The 21,641-nt window shown below is 73.4% G+C and carries 18 protein-coding genes; 10 read left to right on the forward strand and 8 right to left on the reverse strand.

Annotated elements, in window-relative coordinates; all coding sequences use genetic code 11:
* Positions 1 to 110: 110 nt before the first annotated feature.
* From ACH4MY_RS07430 to ACH4MY_RS07460, 7 genes are all read left to right on the forward strand, one after another.
* Entirely contained in the window at positions 111 to 968 is an 858-nt protein-coding gene (locus ACH4MY_RS07430) for a tryptophan 2,3-dioxygenase family protein (RefSeq protein WP_397998799.1), read from the forward strand.
* The gene (gene kynU / locus ACH4MY_RS07435; protein WP_397998802.1) at positions 961 to 2,187 is read left to right on the forward strand and encodes a kynureninase; all 1,227 of its coding nucleotides are present in this window, start codon (positions 961 to 963) and stop codon (positions 2,185 to 2,187) included. The genes ACH4MY_RS07430 and kynU overlap by 8 nt, the downstream gene beginning before the upstream one ends.
* A 114-nt stretch (positions 2,188 to 2,301) precedes the next feature.
* On the forward strand, positions 2,302 to 3,171 hold the full coding sequence (locus ACH4MY_RS07440; RefSeq protein ID WP_397998806.1) for an alpha/beta hydrolase: 870 nt from the start codon (positions 2,302 to 2,304) through the stop codon (positions 3,169 to 3,171).
* A 151-nt stretch (positions 3,172 to 3,322) separates the two neighbouring features.
* Entirely contained in the window at positions 3,323 to 5,542 is a 2,220-nt protein-coding gene (locus ACH4MY_RS07445; RefSeq protein ID WP_397998809.1) for an FG-GAP repeat domain-containing protein, read from the forward strand.
* A gap of 77 nt (positions 5,543 to 5,619) precedes the next feature.
* The gene (locus ACH4MY_RS07450) at positions 5,620 to 6,942 is read left to right on the forward strand and encodes a sensor histidine kinase (protein WP_397999397.1); all 1,323 of its coding nucleotides are present in this window, start codon (positions 5,620 to 5,622) and stop codon (positions 6,940 to 6,942) included.
* Positions 6,939 to 7,601: a response regulator gene (locus tag ACH4MY_RS07455; protein ID WP_397998812.1), complete on the forward strand. Its 663-nt coding sequence runs from the start codon at positions 6,939 to 6,941 to the stop codon at positions 7,599 to 7,601. The genes ACH4MY_RS07450 and ACH4MY_RS07455 overlap by 4 nt, the downstream gene beginning before the upstream one ends.
* An 84-nt stretch (positions 7,602 to 7,685) precedes the next feature.
* A complete protein-coding gene (locus tag ACH4MY_RS07460; RefSeq protein ID WP_397998815.1) occupies positions 7,686 to 8,882 on the forward strand; it encodes a cytochrome P450 in 1,197 nt (398 codons plus the stop codon).
* Between the two features lie 49 nt (positions 8,883 to 8,931).
* Here ACH4MY_RS07460 and ACH4MY_RS07465 read toward each other — a convergent pair whose 3' ends face one another.
* From ACH4MY_RS07465 to ACH4MY_RS07475, 3 genes are all read right to left on the reverse strand, one after another.
* A complete protein-coding gene (locus ACH4MY_RS07465; RefSeq protein WP_397998818.1) occupies positions 8,932 to 9,096 on the reverse strand; it encodes a hypothetical protein in 165 nt (54 codons plus the stop codon).
* Between the two features lie 89 nt (positions 9,097 to 9,185).
* A complete protein-coding gene (locus ACH4MY_RS07470; RefSeq protein ID WP_397998820.1) occupies positions 9,186 to 10,757 on the reverse strand; it encodes an ABC transporter permease in 1,572 nt (523 codons plus the stop codon).
* The gene (locus tag ACH4MY_RS07475; RefSeq protein ID WP_397998823.1) at positions 10,754 to 11,650 is read right to left on the reverse strand and encodes an ATP-binding cassette domain-containing protein; all 897 of its coding nucleotides are present in this window, start codon (positions 11,648 to 11,650) and stop codon (positions 10,754 to 10,756) included. Before ACH4MY_RS07475 ends, ACH4MY_RS07470 begins: the two co-directional genes overlap by 4 nt.
* Before the next feature lie 83 nt (positions 11,651 to 11,733).
* Here ACH4MY_RS07475 and ACH4MY_RS07480 point away from each other — a divergent pair, with 83 nt between their 5' ends.
* Positions 11,734 to 12,240 carry a GbsR/MarR family transcriptional regulator gene (locus ACH4MY_RS07480; protein WP_397999400.1) on the forward strand — a complete coding sequence of 169 codons (507 nt, stop codon included), beginning with the start codon at positions 11,734 to 11,736 and terminating at the stop codon, positions 12,238 to 12,240.
* On the opposite strand, the gene ACH4MY_RS07485 is transcribed toward ACH4MY_RS07480, so the two are convergent.
* Positions 12,213 to 13,586, reverse strand: a complete 1,374-nt coding sequence (locus ACH4MY_RS07485) for a hypothetical protein (protein WP_397998826.1) — start codon at positions 13,584 to 13,586, stop codon at positions 12,213 to 12,215. The two genes, ACH4MY_RS07480 and ACH4MY_RS07485, sit on opposite strands and share 28 nt — an antisense overlap.
* A gap of 202 nt (positions 13,587 to 13,788) precedes the next feature.
* Positions 13,789 to 14,631, reverse strand: coding sequence for a diacylglycerol kinase (locus ACH4MY_RS07490; RefSeq protein WP_397998829.1), 843 nt, complete (start codon positions 14,629 to 14,631; stop codon positions 13,789 to 13,791).
* 109 nt (positions 14,632 to 14,740) lie between these two features.
* Here ACH4MY_RS07490 and ACH4MY_RS07495 point away from each other — a divergent pair, with 109 nt between their 5' ends.
* Entirely contained in the window at positions 14,741 to 16,024 is a 1,284-nt protein-coding gene (locus ACH4MY_RS07495) for an adenylosuccinate synthase (protein ID WP_397998832.1), read from the forward strand.
* A 157-nt stretch (positions 16,025 to 16,181) separates the two neighbouring features.
* Here the strand turns inward: ACH4MY_RS07495 and ACH4MY_RS07500 are convergent, their stop codons facing one another.
* Entirely contained in the window at positions 16,182 to 17,012 is an 831-nt protein-coding gene (locus tag ACH4MY_RS07500) for an oxidoreductase (protein WP_397998835.1), read from the reverse strand.
* 98 nt (positions 17,013 to 17,110) lie between these two features.
* Here ACH4MY_RS07500 and ACH4MY_RS07505 point away from each other — a divergent pair, with 98 nt between their 5' ends.
* The gene (locus ACH4MY_RS07505; protein WP_397999403.1) at positions 17,111 to 18,016 is read left to right on the forward strand and encodes a LysR family transcriptional regulator; all 906 of its coding nucleotides are present in this window, start codon (positions 17,111 to 17,113) and stop codon (positions 18,014 to 18,016) included.
* Here the strand turns inward: ACH4MY_RS07505 and ACH4MY_RS07510 are convergent.
* Positions 18,004 to 19,893, reverse strand: coding sequence for a serine/threonine-protein kinase (locus tag ACH4MY_RS07510; protein WP_397998838.1), 1,890 nt, complete (start codon positions 19,891 to 19,893; stop codon positions 18,004 to 18,006). The genes ACH4MY_RS07505 and ACH4MY_RS07510 overlap by 13 nt on opposite strands.
* 26 nt (positions 19,894 to 19,919) lie before the next feature.
* Entirely contained in the window at positions 19,920 to 21,458 is a 1,539-nt protein-coding gene (locus tag ACH4MY_RS07515; RefSeq protein WP_397998841.1) for a substrate-binding domain-containing protein, read from the reverse strand.
* Between the last annotated feature and the right edge of the window lie 183 nt (positions 21,459 to 21,641).

The following is a 21,641-nucleotide window of genomic DNA, read 5'->3' on the forward strand; positions in this document are numbered from 1 at the left end:
ACGGCGCGCGACGCAGCACGCCTCCCGAGGGGACCGGGGCTCCCGTGCCGCGAGAAGGCGCGCACGGTGGAGCAGACCGCTACCCGGTAGTTCGTATCGAGGAGACAGCAATGTCACTCTTCCCCGGTTCTCCCGACTCCGGAGCAGGTTCGGTCGCCGTCGACCCGAACCTCGACTTCGCGGGTACCACGCCGTACGAGGACTACGTCCAGGCGGACGTCCTCACCCACCTCCAGCACCTCCGCTCGGACGACCCCGGCGAGATGGTCTTCCTGGTCACCACCCAGGTCATGGAGCTGTGGTTCACGGTGATCGTCCACGAGTGGGAGACCGCGAGCCGCGCCCTGCGCGAGGACCGCGTCCCCGTCGCGATGGACGCGCTCAAGCGCTCCGTGCGCGAGCTGGAGGCCCTCAACCACTCCTGGCGGCCGCTCGCCCAGCTCACCCCCGCCCAGTTCAACGCCTACCGGGCCGCGCTCGGCGAGGGCTCCGGCTTCCAGTCCGCCATGTACCGGCGGATGGAGTTCCTGCTCGGCGAGAAGTCCGCGTCCATGCTCGTCCCGCACCGGGGCGCGCCCCGCGTGCACTCCGAGCTGGAGAAGGCGCTCCACGAGCCCAGCCTGTACGACGAGGTCCTCGGGCTGCTCGCCCGCCGCGGCCTGCCCGTCCCGGCCGCCGTCCTCGGCCGCGATCTGGCGCGTCGGTACGAGCCCTCGGCCGAGGTCGAGGCGGTCTGGGCCGGGATCTACGCGGACGCCGACCAGAACGGCGAACTCGTCCGGCTCGGCGAGGCCCTGAGCGATGTCGCCGAGCTCGTCTGGCGCTGGCGCAACGACCACCTGGTGGCGACCCGCCGCGCGATGGGCGCGAAGACCGGCACCGGCGGTTCCGCGGGTGTGGCCTGGCTGGAGAAGCGGGCCCAGAAGAACGTGTTCCCGGAGCTCTGGACGGCGCGCAGCCATGTCTGAGACCTACGGGGAGAAGGCCGCGCGCCTCGACGCGATCGACGAACTCGGCAAGCACCGCGAGAAGTTCGCCCTCGACGCCGGGACCGTCTACCTCGACGGCAACTCGCTCGGCGCGCTGCCCGCCCACGTCCCGGCCCGGATGGCCGACGTCATCACCCGCGAGTGGGGCGAGCTGCGCATCCGTTCCTGGGGCGAGTCCGGCTGGTGGACCGCGCCCGAGCGGATCGGCGACCGGATCGCGCCGATCGTCGGCGCCGCCCCGGGGCAGATCGTGGTCGGCGACTCGACCAGTGTGAACGTCTTCAAAGCGGTCGTCGCCGCCGCTCGTCTGAGTGGTGAGGACCGCGACGAGATCCTCGTCGACGCGACGACCTTTCCCACGGACGGGTACATCGCGGAGTCCGCGGCGCGGATGACGGGTCACCGGATCGTGCCCGTCGACCCGGCGGGGATGGCCGGCGCGGCCGGCCCGCGCACGGCCGCCGCCCTCGTCAACCACGTCGACTACCGCAGCGGGCGCCGGCACGACCTGGCCGGCATCACGGCCGCGCTGCACGCGGCGGGCGCGCTCGCCGTCTGGGACCTGTGCCACAGCGCGGGTGCCCTGCCCGTCGGGTTGGACGCGCACGGGGTCGACCTGGCCGTCGGCTGCACGTACAAGTACCTGAACGGCGGGCCCGGTTCGCCGGCCTACCTGTATGTCGCCGAGCGCCACCAGGCCGCCTTCGACTCGCCGCTGCCCGGCTGGAACTCGCACGCCGACCCGTTCGCCATGACCCCCGGGTACGAGGCGGCCGAGGGCGCCGTGCGCGGCCGCGTCGGCACGCCCGACATCCTCTCCATGCTGGCCCTCGAAGCGGCGCTCGACGTCTGGGACGGGGTCGCGATCGAGGACGTGCGGGCCAAGTCCCTGGCCCTCACGGACTTCTTCCTGGAGTGCGTGAACGCGTACGCCCCGGCGGGCCGGGTCCGCTCGGTGACACCCGGGACGCACGGAGAGCGGGGCAGCCAGGTGGCGCTGAGCTGCGAGAACGCGCCCGCCGTCATGGCGGAGCTGATCCGGCGCGGAGTCGTCGGCGATCTGCGTCGCCCGGACGTGCTGCGGTTCGGCTTCACCCCGCTGTACGTCGGGTTCGCCGACGCGGAGCGGGCCGCGAGGGTTCTCGCGGAGGTCCTGGCGGCGGTTCCGGCGGAGGTTCCGGCCGACCGCGCCTCCTGAGGCCGGGGCCGTCTCGTACGGTCCGATGATCGCCCGATCTGCGGGGGCTCCACTCCTGGTACCGTCCCCGCAGGTCAGGCCAATTCGGCCCCGTACCCGAGAGGTTGGAACAGCATGCCGGACCCCGCCGCGCGCGCCGCCGCCGAAGAGGCGTCCGCCTTCTCGCACCCGGCCGTCGCCCCCGACGCCACCGCCGCGTACGGCGACCACTCCGACCAGGTGATCGACTTCTACGCCCCGCGCGGCGGCGCCACCCGGGCGCCGCTCGTCGTCGCCCTGCACGGCGGCGCCTGGCGGGCACCGTACGACCGGCGGCACCTGACCCCGTTCGTGGACTTCCTGGCCCGCCGGGGCTTCGCCGTGGCCAATGTCGAGTACCGGCGTGGCGGCGGCATCCCCCGACAGGGTGGCGCCGGCCCGGTCGCCGGGCGCTGGCCCGAGACCTTCGACGACGTGGCCGCCGCGCTCGACGCCGTACCGGAGCTCGCCGCCGCGCATCTGCCGCAGGCCGACACCGGCCGCATCGTCCTCACCGGCCACTCCGCGGGCGGCCAGCTCGCCCTGTGGGCCGCCGCCCGGCACGTGCTGCCGGTCGGCTCCCCCTGGCGGCTGCCCGCCCCGCCCGCGCTGCGCGGGGTGGTCGCCCTCGCCCCGATCGCCGACTTCGCTCGGGCGGTCGAGCTGGGAGTGTGCGGCGGAGCGGTCACCGAGCTGCTCGGCGACCCCTCCTCGTACGAGGAGCGGGCGGCCCACGCCGACCCGTCGGCGCTGCTGCCGACCGGGATCGCGACCACCGTCGTCCAGGGCCGTGAGGACGTCGACGTCCCGTACACCGTCGCCGACGCCTACGCCGACGCGGCGGCGAAGGCGGGCGAGACGGTCGGCCTGACGCTCCTGGAGGAGGTCGGCCACTTCCCGCTGATCGACCCGGCGGCGGACGCCTGCGCGGTGGTGGCGGAGGAGATCGCCCAGCTCGCCTGGTGAGCCGAGAGCCGAGAGCCGAGAGCCGAGAGCCGTGATTCGGGGTTCGGGGTTCGGGGTGGATCGCCGGGCTCTCTCGTACAACTATGCGACACCGTCAGGAGTCTGATCGGGAGCGGTACTTCCGTGTCCGATCTTCTCCTAGGGGTTCACCTTGCGGCTCCGCTCCACCCGTACCCGTCTCGGTCCGGCCGTCACGGCCGTCCTCGCTGTCACGGCCCTCGGCGCCGGGACGCTGACCACCGCCCCGGCGTTCGCCGCCGCTCCGGTCGCCGCCCCGGCCGAAGCCGGTGAGGCCACCGGCCTTCCCGTCTTCCCCGAGGGATCCGAGCTCGGGGGCGTGGGCACCACCGGCTTCCTCAGCTACTCCTTCGGCCGCGACGGCACTCGGAAGCTCCTCTGGACGCCGTACGACGGCGGCAGCCCGATCCCGCTCCAGGAGCCCGAGGACGGCGGCTGGACCCTGGGGGCCGGCGACGTGCTCGTCCTCGGCGACGCGAGCTGGTCCGCCGACATGCGCGCGATCACCCTGCGGAACATGGCCACCCCCTCCGCCCCCGGCGTCGACATCGACCTCGGCGCGCTCGACGCGAAGTTCGTGGCCGTGCTGAGTCCGACGAGCGTCCTCGCGCACGTGAAGAAGGGCGACGGCCCGGCGGAACTGCGCATCGTGACCAGAAACGGCGCCGACACGACCAGCCGCCCGGTCTCGGGGCTGCCCGCGGACGCCACCGACCTTTTCGGCTCGCTCGCCCACGACGGCTCCGTCCTCGTCGGGTACGAGACGGGCCCGGCGGACCTGCGGACCGGCGGCCGGGCCCTGATCGACGTGGCGGCCGGGTCGGTGACGAAGACGTACGCCTCCCGCGAGTCCGGGTACGGGTACGGCGGCCTGTCGTTCTCCGGCTCGCACGTGACCTGGTTCGGCTACGAGTCCGGCACCGGCGACTTCATCACGTCCGTCGACCGTTCGACGGGCGAGGCGAAGAGGACCGTCCTCGGCTCCCACCTCGACGAGTGGTACCACGTGCTCGTCGGCGACTGGCTGGTCTACGGCAACCCCTCGACGCCCGCCCGGGCCGTCTCCCTGACCAGCGGCGAGACCCGCGACCTCGGTGTCACCGCGTCGACGGCCTCGGACGTGGCCGACGGCCGCCCGGTGCTCAAGGGCAGCCGCGCCGCCGACGGCGACGGACTGTTCCGGATCACGGCGGCGGAGGACGGCACCCCGACGGTCACCAAGGCGGCCGACACCGCCGAGCTGGTGATCCCGCTGACGATCCAGCAGGTCCACGTCCCCGAGGCGGTGGACCTGGACAAGTCCGGCGGCAAGGTGACCCTGGGATGGACGCTGTCGGACCGCGACGCCACCCTGGACGTCACGCTCACGCACATCGCCACCGGCAGGGAGTTCCGGACGCGGGTGCCCGCCCCGGCCACCGGCACCCGGTTCTCCTTCGACTGGGACGGTGTCGTCGACGACGCCGACGCGCCGAACGGCAAGTACGCCGTGGAGGCCGAGGCGACGCCGCTGGACGGCGCCGGCGAGCCCGCCTACCAGGGCTGGTTCATGAACCTCGGCCGGACGTACAACCCGCACGACCTCAACGACAACGGCTCCACCGACGTCCTCGCCAGGGACGCGTCCGGTCAGCTGTGGCGCGACGATCTGCGCGACCGCCCGGACTACGGCCAGGTCAACGTCGCCGGGCGCACCCGCGTCGGCCACGGCTGGGGGGTCTACCCGCAGATCGAGGCCGTCGGCAACGCGGGCGGCGCCGCCCACGGCGACGTCATGGCGGTCGACGGTGCCGGCGTGCAGTGGCTCTACCTGGGCAAGGGCGACGGCACGCTCGCTCCCCGGGTGCGGGTCGGCCAGGGCTGGCAGATCTACAACAAGATCGCCGCCGGATCGGACCTCGACGGCGACAGCCGTCCCGACCTCGTGGCCACGGACAACGCGGGCGACCTCTGGTTCTACAAGGGCACCGGCGACTACGCGAAGCCGTACGCGCCCCGCGTCCGGGTCGGCGGGGGCTGGCAGGTCTACAACCACCTCACGGCCGTCGGCGACATCGCCGGCGCCTCCGCCGGAGACCTCGTCGCCCGCGGCAAGGACGGCGTCCTCTGGCTCTACCTCGGCAAGGGCGACGGCACCTTCGCGCCCCGGATCAGGATCGGCGGCGGCTGGAACGCCTTCTCCCAGCTCGTGGGTGCCGGCGACCTCGACAACGACGGGCGCCCCGACCTGATCGCGTACGGGCCGGGCGGCACGACGTACTACCGCTCGACGGGAGTCAACGCCGCCCCCTTCAGCCCGCAGCGGACGATGCTGTACGCCGGCGAGGGGAACGCGTTCACCCACGTCTCCTGAGGACCGCCCTAGTCCTCAAGGGGGACCCGGAAGGATCCGCAACGAGCGGGATGACCGGGTCCCCCGCCCCCCGTACCGTGGTCGACGTGACCCAGACACAGACCCCCGAGACGAGTCGCGCCCCCGAGTTCCACCTGGTCCAGGTCGTCCTCGGCGGGCTGCGGCAGGAACTCTTCCGCAACGCTTCGGCCTACCGCCCGATGCAACCGGCCGACGTGAACCCCAAGGTGGCGCGCTTCCTGCCGAAGGGGATACGCCCGCACCTCGGACTGTTCCCGCACGCGGTCGTCGCCTTCCTCGCGATGATCTCCTTCGCCATGGGGTACGAGGAGTTCGACACCACCTTCGCCCCGCTGACGCTCATGGTCGTCTGCACCCCGCCCGCGATCGTGCTGCTCACCCTGGTGCGGCCGGTGCTCGCCTTCTGGGCCTCGCTCGCCACCGCGCCCGTCATCGGCTACCTCACCGGCTACGACGCCGGCTGGCCCTGGTCCCACATCACCTTCTTCTCCCACCTCGTGGTCCTCGGCGTCGTCGCCGCCCGCTCCCGGCCCCGGGCCTCCGCGTGGATGTGGCTCGTCACGGCCGCCTTCTGCCTCTTCGCGGAGATGTTCCTCGGCGTGGGACGCGGCTCCGACTCCGTCCCGATGCTCTTCGTCGCCGCCCTGGTCCTGCTCGCCGTCACCGTCCTCCAGGTCCGCCGCGAGGCCGACCGCGAGGTCACCGCCCAGCTGACCGTGACCGAGCAGGAGCGCTCCAAGCGGACCCTCCTGGAGGAGCGCACCACCATCGCCCGCGAGCTCCACGACGTCGTCGCCCACCACATGTCGGTGGTCGCGATCCAGGCGGAGGCCGCCCCCTACCGGGTCGAGAACCCGCCGCCGGAGCTGGAGCAGGCCTTCCTCACCATCCGTGAGAACGCCGTCGCCGCGCTGACCGAGCTGCGCCGCATCCTCGGTGTCGTCCGGGCCGAGGACTACGAGGCGCCCGACGCCCCGCAGCCGACCCTCGGCGACCTGGACTCGCTGGTGCGCAACGTCCAGGAGGCCGGACTCCAGGTCGAGAAGACGGTCACCGGCGCGGTCCGCGAGCTGCCGCAGGGCGTGGAGCTCTCCGCGTACCGGATCGTCCAGGAGGCCCTGTCGAACGTGCTGCGGCACGCGCCGGGCGCCGCCGCGAAGGTCGAGGTCAGCTATGTCCTCGGCGGACTCGGTCTGCGGATCGCCAACGGCCCCGCGCGCGGCCTCGTGAAGCCCTCGCCGGGGGCCGGTCACGGCATCACCGGCATGCGGGAGCGTGTGACGATGCTCGGCGGGGAGATGACGGCCGAGGCGACCGAGGACGGTGGCTACGAGGTGGCGGCCTTCGTCCCCGTGAGCCGTGAGGAGGCCGACCAGTGATCCGCGTACTGATCGTCGACGATCAGATCATGGTCCGTGAGGGGTTCTCGGTGCTGCTCGGCGCGATGCCGGACATCGAGGTCGTCGGGGAGGCGGTCAACGGCCGGGAGGCGGTCGCGCAGGTCGCCGCCCTCCACCCCGACGTGGTCCTCATGGACATCCGGATGCCCGAGCTGAACGGCATCGACGCGACCCGGGAGATCGTCGCGGCCGACGCGGACGCGAAGGTGCTCGTCCTGACCACCTTCGACCTGGACGAGTACGTGTACCAGGCGCTGCGCGCGGGGGCCTCCGGCTTCCTGCTCAAGGACGCCTCGGCCCGGCAGCTCGCGGACGGGGTGCGGGTCGTCGCGGCCGGTGAGGCGCTGCTCGCGCCGACCGTCACCAAGCGGCTGATCACCGAGTTCGCGAAGGCGCCGGGAAGCTCCCCGCGCCCGCCGGCGATGGCGCAGATCGGGGAGCTGACGGAGCGGGAGACGGAGGTCCTCGTGCTCATCGCGCAGGGCCTGTCGAACGCCGAGATCGCCGAGCACCTCGTCGTCGCCGAGTCCACGATCAAGACCCATGTGAGCCGCATCCTGGTGAAGCTGGGGCTGCGGGACCGGACGCAGGCTGCGGTGTTCGCGTACGAGGCGGGCCTGGTGCGCGTCGGCGGCTAGAGCGGGCCGGTGCGCGGCGGCTGGAGGCGGGCCCGTGCGCGGCGGCGGCTGCGGCCGGGCCCGGTGCGCGGGTAGCGTCCGGCCATGGACGCTGCTGACACCGTGTACGACCCCTGGTCCCCCGGGTTCGTCGCCGATCCGTACCCCGCCTACGCCGAGCTGAGGGCGGCGGGCCGTGCCCACTGGCACGGTCCGACCCGCCAGTGGCTGATCCCCCACTACGAGGACGTGTCGGCGCTCCTCAGGGACCGGCGGCTCGGGCGGACGTACACCCACCGCTTCACCCACGAGGAGTTCGGGCAGGAGGCTCCGGACGCCGCGTACGAGCCCTTCCACACGCTCAACGACCACGGGCTGCTGGATCTGGAGGCGGCCGACCACGGCCGGATCCGGCGGCTGGTGTCGAAGGCGTTCACGCCGAGGACGGTGGAGGACCTGGCGCCGACGGTACGGCGGCTCGCCGCCGATCTGGTCGGCGGTCTGGTCGCGGCCGGCGGCGGCGATCTCCAGGCCTCGGTCGCGGAGCCGCTGCCCGTCGCGGTGATCGCCGAGATGCTGGGCGTCCCGGACGACGACGAGGAGCGGGGACGGCTGCGGCCCTGGTCGGCGGCGATCTGCGGGATGTTCGAGCTGAACCCCTCGGAGGAGACGGCCCGGCGGGCGGTCGAGGCCTCGGTCGAGTTCTCGGACTATCTGCGGGAGCTGATCGCGCGGCGGCGGCGGGAGCCCGGGGACGATCTGATCTCGTCCCTGATCGCGGTGGAGGAGCTGACCGAACAGGAGATGATCTCCACCTGCGTCCTCCTTCTGAACGCGGGCCACGAAGCCACCGTGAACACCACGGTCAACGGCTGGTGGACCCTGCTCAGGGAGGGTGTTCTGCCGGATCCCGAAAAGTTGTCCACAGCTGTGGAAGAACTTCTGCGGTACGACACCCCGCTCCAGATGTTCGAGCGCTGGGTCCTCGACGACATCGAGATCGGCGGCCTGACCGTCCCCCGCGGCTCCGAGGTCGCCCTGCTCCTCGGCTCCGCCAACCGCGACCCGGCCCGCTTCGGCCCGACCGCCGACACCCTCGACCTGACCCGCGCCGACAACCCGCACATCACCTTCGGCGCCGGCATCCACTACTGTCTCGGCGCCCCGCTCGCCCGCCTCGAACTGACGGCGGTCTTCGGCGAGTTGATGCGCCGGGCGCCGGGGATGCGGCTCGCGGCGGAGCCGGTACGGAAGCCGGGGTACGTGATCCGGGGCTTCGAGGAGCTCCTGGTGGAGGTGTGAGCCGTGCCGGGTGCGGCCCGGGGCGCGGGACGGCGTCCCCGCCGGCCGCTCAGCGGGCGTCGGCGAGGACCTGGCGGAGGCGGGCCGCGTAGGCCTCCGGGTGGCTGGTGTTCCCGTTGTGGCCGCCGGGGAACTCCACCAGGTCGCCGCCGACGAGCTCGGCCAGGGAGACCGCGCACCGGTGGTCGAAGTCGGCGAGGCGCCGGGCGTCCATCGGCTGGGGAGTCAGACCCGGCTTCGCCGAGCCGGCCCCGACCCGCCGACCCGGCTTCGTCGAGCCGGCCCCGAGCCGCCCGGACGAGGTCAGCTCGTCAGGTCCCGGCGCCGCAGCCCCGCGAGACCCGCCGCCACCAGCACCGCCGCCAGGGCCGTCAGGGTCAGGACCGGGGTCCACGCCATCTCCTGGCCCGGGAGCTTCGGGAGGTGGCCGAAGGGGGACAGGTTCAGGGCCGCCCGCGGCAGGTCGAGCGCCGGGCCGATCCAGCCCAGGGCCAGACAGAGACCGGCCGCGCCCCACGCGGCGGGCGCCGCCTTCGGGATCGCTCCCCAGAGGAGGACCGCGAGGCTGGCCAGGGTCCACACCGCAGGGATCTGGACGAGCGAGGCGCCCAGGATCGGGCCGGCGTCGTGCCCGTACGAGAGGGCCAGACCGAGCCCGCCGAGGGTCAGGATCAGGGCCGAGCCGCCGAAGGCGATCACCAGGTGCCCGGCGGCCCAGCGGAGCCGGCCGAGGGCGTTCGCGAGGAGCGGTTCGGCGCGGCCCGAGGTCTCCTCGCCGTGCGGCCGCAGCACCGAGCCGACCGCGTACAGGGCCGCGACCATCCCGAGCAGGCCGGCCATCGTGGCGAGGAAGGCGTCCGTGAGGGCGCTCTGCCCGCCCATCCGCTCGAAGATCTGCCGGGCCCGCTCGTTGTCGCCGACGATGTCGGCCGCGTCCTCCGCCATCCCGCCGAAGACCAGCCCGCCGAGCAGGAAGCCCAGCGACCAGCCGAGGAGTGTGCCGCGCTGGAGCCGCCAGGCGAGCGCGCCCGCCGTCGCGAGCCGCCCCTCGGCGGGTCCCGGCCGGGTCGCGAGGAAGCTCGCCCCGACGTCCCGCCGGCCGGTCAGCGCGTACGCCGCCGCCGTCTGGACCAGGACGGCCGAGAGGATCAGCAGCAGGACCCACGGGCGTGCACCGGCGAAGGCGCGGACGTTCTCGGCCCAGCCGATCGGCGAGAGCCAGGTCAGGACGCTGCCGCCGTCCGCGGTCCCGGAGTCGCCGGCGGCCCGCAGGACGAAGGCGAGACCGAGGGCGGCGCCCGTCAGGCCCTTGGCGAGCCGGGCGCTCTCCGTCAGCTGGGCGGCGAGCGCGGCCGTCGTCGCGAAGACCATGCCGGTGCCGCCGATCGCGAGACCGAGGGCGAGTGCCCCGGCCGCGCCCTGTCCGGCGAGTGCCGCCGTGACGATCAGGGCGACGGCGGCGTTGACGACGAGTGCGGCGAGGAGGGCGGCGGTGAGCGGGGCCCGGCGGCCGACCGCGCCGGCGGAGAGCATCTCCTGGCGGCCGGTCTCCTCCTCCTCGCGGGTGTGCCGGACGACCACGATCAGGCTCGCGACGGCGGCGAGGACGCTGGCGAAGGTGCCGAACCGCCAGGCGACGAGCCCGCCGAGCGAGTCGTCGAAGACCGGTCCGTAGAGCGCCCGCATGGAGCTGTTGGCGGTCATGGAGGCGGCGAGTTCGGCCCGTTCGGCGGCCGTGCCGTACAGGCCCTCAAGGGAGCCCGCGCCGCTCGCGACCATGCCGCCGACGACGAGCGCCCAGACGGGGATCATCAGCCGGTCGCGGCGCAGGGCGAGCCGGGTGAGGGTCCCGGTGCCGGTGAGGGCGGCGCTCATCGCGCGGTCACCTCGTCCGCGTAGTGGCGGAGGAAGAGCTCCTCCAGGGTGGGCGGGGTGCTGGTGAGGCTCCGTACGCCCGAGGCGGTCAGGGAGCGCAGGACGGCGTCGAGTCTGTCGGTGTCGACCTGGAACTTCACCCGGAGGCCCTGGACGTCGAGGCCGTGGACGCCGGGGAGGCGGGCCAGGCCGTCGGGCGCGGCGGCGAGTTCGGCGGTGACGCTGGTACGGGTCAGGTGCCGCAGCTCGGCCAGCGAACCGGATTCCACGGTGCGGCCCTTGCGGACGATGCTGACCCGGTCGCAGAGGGTCTCGACCTCGCTGAGGATGTGGCTCGACAGCAGGACGGTCCGGCCCCGGTCGCGGGCCTCCTCGACGCAGCTCCGGAAGACCTCCTCCATCAGCGGGTCGAGGCCGCTGGTCGGCTCGTCGAGGACGAGCAGGTCGACGTCGGCGGCGAAGGCGGCGACGAGGGCGACCTTCTGCCGGTTGCCCTTGGAGTAGGTGCGGCCCTTCTTGGTGGGGTCGAGCTCGAAGCGTTCGGTCAGCTCGGCGCGCCTGGCCCTGTCGAGGCCTCCGCGGAGCCTGCCGTACAGGTCGATGACCTCGCCGCCGGACAGGTTGCGCCAGAGGGTCACGTCGCCGGGGACGTACGCGATCCGGCGGTGCAGCTCGACGGCGTCGTGCCAGGGGTCCAGGCCGAGGAGCCGGGCGGCGCCGGAGTCGGGGCGCAGGAGGCCCAGGAGGACTCGGATGGCGGTGGACTTCCCGGCGCCGTTGGGGCCGAGGAAGCCGTGGACCTCGCCCGTCTCGACGGCGAGGTCGAGGCCGTCGAGGGCGTGTGTGCGGCCGAAGGACTTGTGCAGTCCGGCGATGCTGATTGCCTTCGTCATGTTTTTGAACGTACGCGACGTTCACAAACTTGTGAAGTTAAGGAAGCGTATAAAGTTGGGCGGTGGAGCGAGCGAGGGAGACGATGACCGGCATGACCACCACCGAGGACAACGGCACGGGCAGCGAGGACGCGGTCTCCCGCTTCGTGGAGCGCTTCGCCGCCGAGCTGACGGAAGCCGGCATGCAGCGCATGGCGTCCCGCGTCTTCGCGGCGCTCCTCGCCTCCGAGACCGCCTCCATGACCTCGGCCGAGCTCGCCGAACAGCTGCGGATCAGCCCCGCCGCCGTCTCCGGAGCGATCCGCTACCTCAGCCAGGTCGGCATGGTCAGCCGCGAGCGCGACCCCGGCACCCGGCGCGACCGGTACGTCCTCCACAACGAGCTCTGGTACGAGACCTTCACCCGCCGCGACCAGGTCCTCACCCGCTGGGAGAAGGTACTCCGCGACGGCGCCGAGACACTCGGCCCGGCCACGGCGGCGGGCGCGCGCACCGCCGAGACGGCCGAGTTCTTCGCGTTCCTCCAGCGCGAGATGCTGGGGATCCTGGAGCGCTGGAGCGCCTACAAGGAATCGCGCGCGGAGTCCTGATCGGCCTGCCCGGGAAGGGCCTGCTCCTGAGCCGGCGGCCGGGGAACGGCCTGCTCCTGAGCCGCCTGCCCGGGAACGGCCTGCGCCCGGGCGGGCCCGTCGTGCGGGATCGTCCCCGCGAGCGCCTGAGCCACCGCCGCGAACTCCGGTGTGCCGGCCTCCAGGTACGGCCCCGTCGGCCACAGCACCCGTCCGCCGCTCCGGGCGACCACGACGCGGCGCCCGTCGGCGTCGCGCTCCGGCAGGCCGTGCAGGTCCACCTCCCCGACCGGCTCGCCCGGCGCGCGGAACCTCAGCAGCGGCAGCAGGCCCTCGGGACGGTCCTCCGGTCCTCCGTGCGCGGGGAAGACGACCAGGACCGGGGCCCCGCCGTACGGGTCGGTCAGGGACACGTACCGCTTCCGTACGGCCACCGGCGCGGCGGCCGTACGGGCGAGGAGGCGCGCGGCGGGGCGGCCGGAGGTCACCAGCCGGAACACGCCGAGGCAGCAGCCCGCCATCGCGAGGGCCCCGATCAGCCAGGCGCCCGAGCCCTCCTCCGGGAAGAGCCACCCGAGAGCGAACAGTGCCGCCACGGCGAGCAGGCACAACCCGACCGAGTCCACCCCGGCGATCTCCCGCAGCCCCCGCACCCGCCACCAGGCCACCGTCCGCACATCCGGCTCGGGTCGGTGGCGCCGCCACGGGAGCACCCGCCGCCCCGCCCCGGCCGCCTGCCGCCGGGCGGCCTCCGCGAGCGGTCCGTGGGAGAGCGCGGGAGCGGCCGCCGCCGGCTGGGGGATCCCCGCCGCGGCCCGGTCCGCGAGGCCCCGGCGCTCGGCCCTGGAGATCGCCCGGCGGCGGGCGCCCGCGCCGCGCACGGGACGGGTCCAGAAGAGCTCGCCGCCTCCCGGCGGGGCGATCACCCCGCCGCCGCGCGGGTCGCCGCACCACCAGAGGACGCCGTCGTGGCCGGGTTCGGCCTTGGCGTACCGGTCCTTGACCCCGACCACCTGGCGGGCGAGCCGGACGCCGGGCTCCGGACCGGCGAGGACCAGCACGCCGCGGGGCAGCGCGGCGACGGGGTGCGCCGACCAGTCCCCGGCCGCCAGGACCCGTCGCATCCGGCGGGCGAGGCGCAGCGTGGCCAGGCCGAACATGACGGCACCCAGGCCGAGCACCGTCAGGGCCGGTACGGCGTCGGAGACCGGGCTGTCCACCGGAACGTCCTCGAAGCCCAGGGCGAGGACCAGGCCCAGGGCCACGGCCGCGGCGACGGCGACGCCGCCGCCCCGCACCCAGCGGACCGCCTGCCGCCGGTACCGCTCCAGCGCCTCGGCCGTCCCGGCCGTCTCCCGCGCACGCATGCGCCCCCCCGATCGTCAGCGGTGAGCCTAGGGCCTGTCGTCACATTCCCGTCTGCCCCGCGACGCCTGGCACGCACTCTCGCCGCACCGGGCGAAAGTGCGAGTACGTCCAGTACGAGCACTTCCCCCCGGCACGCCGAGAGCACGCACCAGACGCCGCAGGGCCGTCCTGCGGGCGACGACGGGAATGTGACGACAGACCCTAGGCGGTGGGGGTTCCTCCGGGCAGGGTCAGGCCCCAGGCCCCGGCCCTGAACGTCCAGGTCCGGCGGCGGACCGGCCCCGTGACGCGGTTGTCCGCGCGGTAGCGGAAGTCCGGGCCGGAGACCGTGAGGGTGTGGACGGTGGCGTGCCGGGGCGGGGCGGCCGCGGGGTGCACGACCACCTCGGCCGTACCCCCCGCCGAGTGGACCGTCAGGCTCTCCAGAGGGGTGTCGACATCGGTGAGCAGCACCCCGTCCACCTCCACCCGGAGCCGGAGGGTGCGGACCGCGAGGGCCGTCGGGGCCGGGCGGACCAGGGTGCGGACCAGGGAGCGGCAGGTCCCCCAGACCGAGGGGGCCGCCGAGCCCAGAGCGGTCGTGGCCGGGACCAGGAGGTCGCCGAGGACCACACCGTCGCTGTCGTCGACCAGCAGGTCGAGACGGCGGACGGTCCCGTCGAGGACCGCGCGGGCGGCCGCCGGCGTGGAGCGCGGCACGCCGAGCGCGTGGGCGATTTCCAGGGCGTCGGGAGCGCCGATGGGCACGAGGGAGAGGGAGCCCCGGGAGAGCTCCCGCTCCCGGTGGAGGAGGGCCACCGTGCGCAGCAGCGCGCGGTCGTCACCGAGCACCACGGGGCGCCGGGAGCCGCGCCGGGCCAGGGCTCGGCAGAATTCCTCCGGGCTGTCCGGCAGGCAGATCTTCGCTTCCGCGCCCGCGGACAACACATCTTTCGCGATCCGCACGGACTCGCCGTCAGTTCGGCGGGCGACCGGGTCGATGACCACCAGCAGCTGGTCGTGAGCCGACACCTCGGTCCTTCCTCGGGTAGCATCTTTGTGCAAGAGCCCCTTGCGCTATTGCGCCAGGGGCTTCGTCTATTCCGGGGCACACCGGTGAGGCGGCCTCGGCCCCTGACCTTGGACATGCCCCACCCGGAAGGGGTGTACGCCTGTGCCCGCACTTGTGCTGCTCGGTGCTCAGTGGGGTGACGAGGGCAAGGGAAAGGCCACCGACCTCCTCGGTGGATCCGTTGATTATGTAGTGCGTTACCAGGGCGGCAACAACGCCGGCCACACCGTCGTCGTCGGCGACCAGAAGTACGCGCTGCATCTTCTCCCTTCCGGAATCCTGTCGCCGGGGTGTACCCCGGTGATCGGAAACGGTGTCGTCGTCGACCCGGCGGTCCTGCTCTCCGAGCTGAGCGGACTGAACGACCGCGGCGTCGACACGTCGAAGCTCCTGATCAGCGGTAACGCCCACCTGATCACCCCGTACAACGTCACCCTCGACAAGGTGACGGAACGGTTCCTCGGCAAGCGCAAGATCGGCACCACGGGTCGCGGCATCGGCCCGACCTACGCCGACAAGATCAACCGCGTCGGCATCCGGGTCCAGGACCTGTACGACGAGTCGATCCTCGTCCAGAAGGTCGAGGCGGCGCTGGAGGGCAAGAACCAGCTGCTCGCCAAGCTCTACAACCGCCGCTCGATCGACGCCGCCCAGATCGTCGAGGAGATGCTCCAGTACGCGGAGCAGATCAAGCCGTTCGTCGCGGACACCACCCTGATCCTCAACAACGCGCTCGACGAGGACAAGGTCGTGCTCTTCGAGGGCGGCCAGGGCACCCTCCTGGACGTGGACCACGGCACGTACCCCTTCGTCACCTCCTCGAACCCGACCGCGGGCGGCGCCTGCACCGGTGCCGGCGTGGGTCCGACGAAGATCAGCCGGGTCATCGGCATCCTCAAGGCGTACACGACCCGTGTCGGCGCCGGCCCGTTCCCGACGGAGCTCTTCGACGCGGACGGCGAGGCGCTGCGCCGCATCGGCGGCGAGCGGGGTGTCACCACCGGCCGTGACCGCCGCTGCGGCTGGTTCGACGCGGTCATCGCGCGGTACGCGACCCGGGTCAACGGCCTGACCGACTTCTTCCTCACCAAACTCGACGTGCTGACGGGCTGGGAGCAGATCCCGGTCTGCGTCGCGTACGAGATCGACGGCAAGCGCGTCGAGGAGCTGCCCTACTCGCAGACCGACTTCCACCACGCGAAGCCGATCTACGAGATGCTGCCGGGCTGGTCCGAGGACATCACCAAGGCCAAGACCTTCGCCGACCTGCCGAAGAACGCGCAGGCGTACGTGAAGGCCCTGGAGGAGATGTCGGGCGCCCCGATCTCCGCGATCGGCGTCGGCCCCGGCCGCACCGAGACGATCGAGATCAACTCGTTCCTGTAGGACCTGCGGGATCTGCGGGATCTGCGGGACGCCGCACTCCGACGCCCGCCGCCCGCGCCTGTTTCACCAGGCGCGGGCGGCGGGCGTCGTCGTACCCGCCGGGTACCCGCCGAGTACGTGTGAGTCGCCGTCCGTCAGGGCACGGGGTGCCCGTCGGTCACGCGTCCAGCTTGGTGTCCCGGCCGGTCTTCTCCCAGGTCGTCAGGTCCGACCGGACCTGGTCGAGGTGGCCCAGGATCGTGTCGATCGAGTCGTCGCCCAGGGCGAGCCGCAGCGGGGTCTCCTCCGCGTTCAGCGCGGCGAGGACCGCCGCCGCGGCCTTCGCCGGGTCGCCCTGCTGCGTTCCGCCGCCCGTCTCCACGAACGCACGGGTCGCTCCCACCGTGTCCGCATAGTCCGCGATGCCGTCGCCGCTCAGGCTGTGGTTGCCGAAGAGGCCGGTGCGGAAGGCGCCCGGCTCCACGATCAGGACGTCGATGCCCAGCGGGCGGACCTCCGCGGCGAGCGCCTCCGACATGCCCTCCAGGGCGAACTTGGTCGCGCTGTACGCGCCGAAGCCCGCCATCGACATCTGGCCGCCGACACTGCTGAGCTGCACGATCGCGCCCGAGCGGCGGGCCCGCATATGGGGCAGGACGGCGCGGGTGAGGGCCGCCGGGCCGAAGACGTGGACGTCGAAGAGGGAGCGCAGTTCGGCGTCGCCGGTCTCCTCGACCGAACCGACGTGGGTGCGGCCCGCGTTGTTGACGAGGACGTCGATGCGGCCGTGCCGTTCGGCGACCTCCGCGACGACCCGGTCGACCGCCGCCGCGTCGGTGACGTCCAGGGCGACCGGGTCCACCTGGTCGGGGTGGGCGGCGACCAGCTCGTCCAGGGTCTCGGTGCGGCGGGCCGCGGCGACCACGACGTCGCCGGCGGCGACCGCGGCCTCGGCGAAGGCGCGTCCGAAACCGCTGTTGGCGCCCGTGATCAGCCAGACCTTGCTCATGTGCGTGCTCCCTCGTTGCCTGCTTCTCGGTGACACAACAAGCTTGTGACACAAGGGTTTTGGCCGTCCAAGATCTGTCGTGATAACCCAGGGGCATGATGATCACCGACGTGCACGTGCGGGAGCTGCGCTACTTTCTCGCGGTCGCGGAAGAGCTCCACTTCACCCGGGCCGCCGAGCACCTGTACGTCTCGCAGCCCGCGCTCAGCAAACAGATACGCGCCCTGGAGCGGCAGCTCGGCGCGCCGCTCTTCGACCGTGACCGGCGGGGCGTCGCCCTCACCTCCGTCGGCACGGCCCTGCTGCCGCACGCCCGTGCCGTGCTCGCCGCCTGGGAGGCCGGCCACGAGGCCGTACGGCTGGCCCGGGAGGCCGCGGACGGCACCCTCGTCGTGGGGATGAGCACCAGCCCGGGGCGCGGCGGACTTCTGCCCGCGATCCGCTCCCGCTTCACCGAGGCCCATCCGGAGGCCGGGCTCAAGCTGCGTCAGGTGGGGTGGGAGGACCCGACGGCCGGGCTCGCGGACGGCGCCAGCGACGTGGCGTTCGTCTGGCTGCCGCTGGCCGGAGCGGAACGCTTCCGCTGGGTCGTGGTGGCCGTCGAACCCCGGCTCGTCGCCCTCCCCGAGACCCATCCGCTGGCCGCCCGGGAGCGCCTGGACTTCGCCGACCTCCTCGACGAGCCCTTCCTCGCCCTGCCGGACACCGGCCCCGAACTGCGCGACCACTGGCTGGCCCTGGACTCCCGGGGCGGCCGGCCGCCGGTCGTCGGCGGGCAGATCGCCAGCGCCGACGAGACGTACGAGGCGCTCGTCGGCGGCCTCGGCATCTGCCTGGTCGCGGCCGGCAACGCACCGCTCCTCGCCCGGGACGGCGTCGTCGTCCGCCCCGTCGACGGCGTCACCCCCAGCCGCTTCGCCCTCGCCTGGCGCGCCGACGACACCCGCCCCCTGGTCCACGCCTACGCCCGCGCGGCGGCCGGGGCCGTCCCTCAGGACCGGTAGTACTCGTTCGGTTCGCCGTCGAGCATCGGGTAGACGAGGAGCCGGTCCTTGCCGTTCAGCCTGTCGACGGCGACGTAGCCGGACATGCCCTCCTGGCACTCGCGGTCCCAGGCGGTGGTGTCCCGGGTGTGGGGGCCGATGATCAGGAGGTTGCCGACGCCCGCGAGGACGGACGTGAGACCGCAGGACCAGTCCTCGTCGGTGGGCACGCCGTCGACGACGCGCGGGTAGCCGTTGAGGATGCTGATCACGGGGGCGCCGACCGGGCCCTGCGTGATCGTCACCTGCGAGGTGTAGCGCTCGTCGTTCTCGCCGTAGATCTCCGGGGCCGGGATGCGCGACCAGCGGCCGAGGAAGCGGGCGGGGACGACCGCGGTGCCGGTGGGGGCCTTGCGGAAGGTGGTCCTCGCGGCGCCCGAGCTCCACTCCAGGACGTCGGGGGAGCGCAGGGTGAGGGTCTGGTGGGCGGCGGGGACGCAGCGCGCGGCGGGCACGCTGGTCGTCACGTCGGACTCCCCGAAGACGACCTTGTCCTCGTCGGCCGAGACGAGCCGGGAGCGGCCCATGCACATCCGGCTGTCGGTGACCTGGACGTAGACCGCGTTCTTGCTGCCCGCCGCGCCCTGGCTGATCTCGATCCGGGCGGTCTCACGGGGATGGTCGGGGGAGCCCTGGAGGACGCCCTCCCAGGCGCCGAGGAAGGCGGCCGGGACGATTCCGGCGGGGCGGGCGGAGGCGCTGCCCGTCCCGCCCCCGCCGTTCTTCCCGCCGTCGCCGTCGCCGTCGCCGCCCTGGTCGGGCCGGAAGGAGTACGCGACGGTGGCCGCGGCCGCCACCGCGAGGGTCGCGAGGCCGGCGATCAGAGCGGTACGGCGGGAGCGCCGGGCCGGCGGCCGGGGCGCCGTGGCGGCCGTGGACGGCAGGGGGGTGGGCGGGGTCGGGTCGCCGGCGGCGCGGGCGGGGGAGCCGGTCCCGGTCGCGCTCTCCGTCTCCGCCTCCAGGAGCCGGGCGGCGTGGCGGCCGAGCCGGGCGAGGACATCGGCCGGGAGCCAGGGATCGGGGACCGGCAGGGTCTCCGCGATCTCCTCGGCCGAGGGCCGGCCGGTCGCGTCCTTGGCCAGGCAGGCCCGGATCAGCCCGGCCAGCTCGGGCGCGAGATCCGTCAGGTCGGGCTCGTCGTGGGCGATGCGGAACATGGTGGCGTGGACGCCGCTGTCCGCCGTCCCGAAGGGGGAACGGCCGGTCGCCGCGTACGCCAGGACCGAGCCGAGGCAGAAGATGTCCGAGGCGGGGGTGAGGCGGTCGCCGCGCACCTGCTCGGGCGACATGAAGCCGGGGGAGCCGACGACCGCGCCGGTGCTGGTCAGGCCGCCGCCGTCGGCGATCGTGTCGACGGCGCGGGCGATGCCGAAGTCGATGATCCGGGGTCCGTCGACGGTGAGCAGCACATTGGACGGCTTGAGGTCGCGGTGGACGAGTCCGGCGGCATGGATGTGGACGAGGGCGCGGGCGAGCCCGGAGGCCAGTGCCTTCACGGTCGCGGGCGGCAGCGGCCCGAACTCGTCGCCGACCACGGTCCGCAGCGAGGGGCCGGGCACATAGCCGATCGCCACCCACGGGGACTCGGCGTCCGTGTCCGAGCCGAGGACGGGCGCGGTGCCCGTGCCGCCGACCCGCTCCAGTGCGGCGACCTCGCGGGCGAACCGGCGCCGGAACTCGTCCTGGGCGGCCAGTTCCGCGTGCACCACCTTCACCGCGACGGTCCGCCCGCCGACCGAACGCGCCAGGAACACCCGGCCCATCCCCCCGACCCCGAGACGACCGAGCAGACGGAACGGGCCGATGACGACCGGGTCTTCCGCGTTCAATGGATCCACGTCGTCAGAGCATGCCAGACCGGGGGTCAGCCGTCCCCGCAGATCCGTAGCCCCTTCGGGGTGGCGCAGGGCAGGTGGCCGTGGGTGCGGATGACGTCCTGGCCGCTGCCCCGGCTCAGATAGGTGAGGAAGCTGGAGGTCAACGAGTCGGCCGGCGGCTCGCCCCAGGTGTAGGCGTACTCGATCTCCCGGTACGGGTAGGGGGAGTCGCCGATCTCGTCGACGCTCGGCCGGTGGCCGTCGACGGCGACCCGGTGCAGGCCCTTCAGCGGGCCGCCGTTCCGGAACTCGGCGTATCCGATCGCTCCGGGCAGCCTGGCCACGGTGGACAGCACCTGTTCCGTGGAGTCGAGTTCGCAGCGGACGACCCTGGACTCGGGGTCGTCGCTGGTCGCGCAGTCCAGGGAGGAGTTGGCGGGCTCGTTGCGTCCCAGGACCCGGCGCTGGAAGACCTCGCGGGTGCCGGAGTTGGCGTCCCGGCTGACCAGCAGGATCCGCCGGTGCAGGCCGGGGACCAGCTCGCCCCAGTCGGTGATCTCGCCCCGGTAGACACGGCGGATCTGGTCCAGGGTGAGGTCGTCGACGGGCACCCCGTCGTTGAGGACGAGGGTGAAGAGGGAGACGGCGACCATGCTCTCCCGCAGCTGCGGGTAGCCGCCCGGCTTGCGTCCGTCGGAGAGGGCGACGACGGCGGGGGAGCCCTTGCCGGTCTTCGCCCCCTCCTCGGCCAGCCTCCGGATCCCGGACGTCGACCCGTGGGCGTCCACGATCACCTTCGCGCCCGGGCAGTCCTTCTCGTACTTCTTCGCGAGCTCCCGGACGACGGGTGCGAAGGCCGTCGACCCGGTGACGGTGAGCGTGCCCGTGGCGCAGCCGATGGGGGGCGGGGTCTGCTCCCGGACGATGATCGCCGCGAGGGCGACGACGCAGACGGTGAGGACCACGGTGACGGTCCGCGCGACCCGGCTGAAGACGGGCGGTGTGTCGTCGGGGGTCGTGCTGCGGTTGACGTGGACGATGCCCTCGTCGAGGGTGCCGTGGACCGAGACGGGGACGCCGATCGGACCGTCGGTGAGCAGGACGAGCAGTTTGTAGTGGGCGCCCCGGTTGAGCGGCACCTTGGGCAGGGTGACGGTGCTGTCGCCGTCCGCGGGGCCCGTCCAGTCGCGGAAGTGGGTCAGGAGGCCGGGGTGGTCGGGGGCGGTCACCACGACCGCCGTCACCTTCCGGGTGCCGAACCCCACCGTGAGCCCGTGGTCGCCACCGTCGGTGTAGTGGTCACGGGTGATGGCGAGGGCGCCGTCGTTCTCGATCCGGAGCAGGACGAGGGTGGAGTTCTCCAGGGCCGGGGTGGCGTTGAAGAACCCGCGGCGCACGGTCGCGCCGGGGCCGGTCACGGCACCCTCCGTCGCCCCGTCGCCGATGGCGGTGTCGAGCTGGACGCGGTAGCCGAGACGCCGCTGGTGCGGCACCCGCCGCTCGTACCAGACGGCGCCGGTCGAGACGAGGACACCGAGGAGTGCGGTGCCCACGGCGATGAGGTTCTCAGCGGTAAGCCAGTCCACCCGCGCGACGGTACGGACGTGTGTGCGACGGCGGGGAGTACGTCGCTTCCCGCCACCTGGAGTTCTTCCTTCCGTCGGCGGGGACCGGGGCCGGCCCGGCGCGGGCGGCTCATCAGGGGTTGCCGGGGGTGTGGAGCGTGGGTGTAATGGCCACGAGGGGGCCTTCTGTCTGAGGAGTACCCC

The sequence above is a fragment of the Streptomyces sp. NPDC017246 genome (assembly GCF_044331325.1).
Lineage (GTDB): Bacteria > Actinomycetota > Actinomycetes > Streptomycetales > Streptomycetaceae > Streptomyces.

What these genes read in the sequence shown, in the direction of transcription:
- ACH4MY_RS07460 (WP_397998815.1), top strand. Translation starts at nt 7,686, where the DNA reads ATGGACGCTGCTGACACCGTGTACGACCCCTGGTCCCCCGGGTTCGTC.
- ACH4MY_RS07480 (WP_397999400.1), top strand. Translation starts at nt 11,734, where the DNA reads ATGACCGGCATGACCACCACCGAGGACAACGGCACGGGCAGCGAGGAC.
- ACH4MY_RS07500 (WP_397998835.1), bottom strand. Translation starts at nt 17,012, where the DNA reads ATGAGCAAGGTCTGGCTGATCACGGGCGCCAACAGCGGTTTCGGACGC.
- ACH4MY_RS07440 (WP_397998806.1), top strand. Translation starts at nt 2,302, where the DNA reads ATGCCGGACCCCGCCGCGCGCGCCGCCGCCGAAGAGGCGTCCGCCTTC.
- ACH4MY_RS07470 (WP_397998820.1), bottom strand. Translation starts at nt 10,757, where the DNA reads ATGAGCGCCGCCCTCACCGGCACCGGGACCCTCACCCGGCTCGCCCTG.
- ACH4MY_RS07485 (WP_397998826.1), bottom strand. Translation starts at nt 13,586, where the DNA reads ATGCGTGCGCGGGAGACGGCCGGGACGGCCGAGGCGCTGGAGCGGTAC.
- ACH4MY_RS07430 (WP_397998799.1), top strand. Translation starts at nt 111, where the DNA reads ATGTCACTCTTCCCCGGTTCTCCCGACTCCGGAGCAGGTTCGGTCGCC.
- kynU (WP_397998802.1), top strand. Translation starts at nt 961, where the DNA reads ATGTCTGAGACCTACGGGGAGAAGGCCGCGCGCCTCGACGCGATCGAC.
- ACH4MY_RS07465 (WP_397998818.1), bottom strand. Translation starts at nt 9,096, where the DNA reads ATGGACGCCCGGCGCCTCGCCGACTTCGACCACCGGTGCGCGGTCTCC.
- ACH4MY_RS07475 (WP_397998823.1), bottom strand. Translation starts at nt 11,650, where the DNA reads ATGACGAAGGCAATCAGCATCGCCGGACTGCACAAGTCCTTCGGCCGC.
- ACH4MY_RS07505 (WP_397999403.1), top strand. Translation starts at nt 17,111, where the DNA reads ATGATCACCGACGTGCACGTGCGGGAGCTGCGCTACTTTCTCGCGGTC.